Source organism: Streptomyces sp. NPDC001108, from assembly GCF_053598535.1.
Window position 1 is genome coordinate 1 of the sequence record NZ_JBSFKL010000042.1, and the last position, 1,415, is coordinate 1,415.

The window sequence follows — 1,415 nt, forward strand, 5'->3', positions numbered from 1 at the left end:
AACACAGTGGACGCGAGCAACTGAGGACAAGCCCTCGGCCTATTAGTACCAGTCAGCTCCACCCGTCACCGGGCTTCCACATCTGGCCTATCAACCCAGTCGTCTACTGGGAGCCTTAACCAATCAAGTTGGTGGGAATACTCATCTCGAAGCAGGCTTCCCGCTTAGATGCTTTCAGCGGTTATCCCTCCCGAACGTAGCCAACCAGCCATGCCCTTGGCAGAACAACTGGCACACCAGAGGTTCGTCCGTCCCGGTCCTCTCGTACTAGGGACAGCCCTTCTCAATATTCCTACGCGCACAGCGGATAGGGACCGAACTGTCTCACGACGTTCTAAACCCAGCTCGCGTACCGCTTTAATGGGCGAACAGCCCAACCCTTGGGACCGACTCCAGCCCCAGGATGCGACGAGCCGACATCGAGGTGCCAAACCATCCCGTCGATATGGACTCTTGGGGAAGATCAGCCTGTTATCCCCGGGGTACCTTTTATCCGTTGAGCGACAGCGCTTCCACAAGCCACTGCCGGATCACTAGTCCCGACTTTCGTCCCTGCTCGACCCGTCGGTCTCACAGTCAAGCTCCCTTGTGCACTTACACTCAACACCTGATTGCCAACCAGGCTGAGGGAACCTTTGGGCGCCTCCGTTACCCTTTAGGAGGCAACCGCCCCAGTTAAACTACCCATCAGACACTGTCCCTGATCCGGATCACGGACCCAGGTTAGACATCCAGCACGACCAGAGTGGTATTTCAACGACGACTCCACAACCACTGGCGTGGCCGCTTCAAAGTCTCCCACCTATCCTACACAAGCCGAACCGAACACCAATATCAAACTGTAGTAAAGGTCCCGGGGTCTTTCCGTCCTGCTGCGCGAAACGAGCATCTTTACTCGTAGTGCAATTTCACCGGGCCTATGGTTGAGACAGTCGAGAAGTCGTTACGCCATTCGTGCAGGTCGGAACTTACCCGACAAGGAATTTCGCTACCTTAGGATGGTTATAGTTACCACCGCCGTTTACTGGCGCTTAAGTTCTCAGCTTCGCCAACCCGAAAGTCAGCTAACCGGTCCCCTTAACGTTCCAGCACCGGGCAGGCGTCAGTCCGTATACATCGCCTTACGGCTTCGCACGGACCTGTGTTTTTAGTAAACAGTCGCTTCTCGCTGGTCTCTGCGGCCACCCCCAGCTCATGGAGTAAATCCAATCACCAAGAGTGGCCCCCCTTCTCCCGAAGTTACGGGGGCATTTTGCCGAGTTCCTTAACCATAGTTCACCCGAACGCCTCGGTATTCTCTACCTGACCACCTGAGTCGGTTTAGGGTACGGGCCGCCATGAAACTCGCTAGAGGCTTTTCTCGACAGCATAGGATCATCCACTTCACCACAATCGGCTCGGCATCAGGTCTCAGC

General features: G+C 55.6%; 1 rRNA gene (running past one end of the window). It reads right to left on the reverse strand.

Going from position 1 to position 1,415, the window contains the following annotated elements:
* Positions 1 to 22: 22 nt before the first annotated feature.
* Positions 23 to 1,415: ribosomal RNA gene (locus tag ACWC97_RS33895) — 23S ribosomal RNA — on the reverse strand; it runs 1,798 nt beyond the window's last position.